This window comes from Candidatus Bandiella numerosa, from assembly GCF_021811875.1.
In the GTDB taxonomy this organism is placed as follows: domain Bacteria; phylum Pseudomonadota; class Alphaproteobacteria; order Rickettsiales; family Midichloriaceae; genus Aquirickettsia; species Aquirickettsia numerosa_A.
On the sequence record NZ_JAJBJD010000275.1, the window covers coordinates 1 to 250 of the forward strand.

Genomic DNA, 250 nt, shown 5'->3' on the forward strand with positions numbered 1-250 from the left:
TTTAGGGAGGTCTGGATATGGGCCACAAGGATATGACCCTATTAAATTATTCAAGGGACTGTTATTACAAGCATGGCATAATTTGAGTGACGAGGGGTTGGAATAGGCACTTCGAGTACGATTAGATGTGCGCCGTGCATGATGTAAGAGTAGAGGGTTCAAGTCCCTCATGGGCTGATATAGAGCTGTCCATTAGCTGAGGCAAGGTTAACTTCGTGAGGAGTTGGCGGAAGGAAGCTGACGGCAAAGT

Annotated in this window: 1 protein-coding gene; it reads left to right on the forward strand. The window is 46.8% G+C overall.

The window, feature by feature from the left end:
• Positions 1-106 (forward strand): transposase (locus tag L8D11_RS06120; protein WP_369127288.1); only part of this gene is annotated, 106 nt, incomplete at its 5' end.
• Positions 107-250 lie beyond the last annotated feature (144 nt).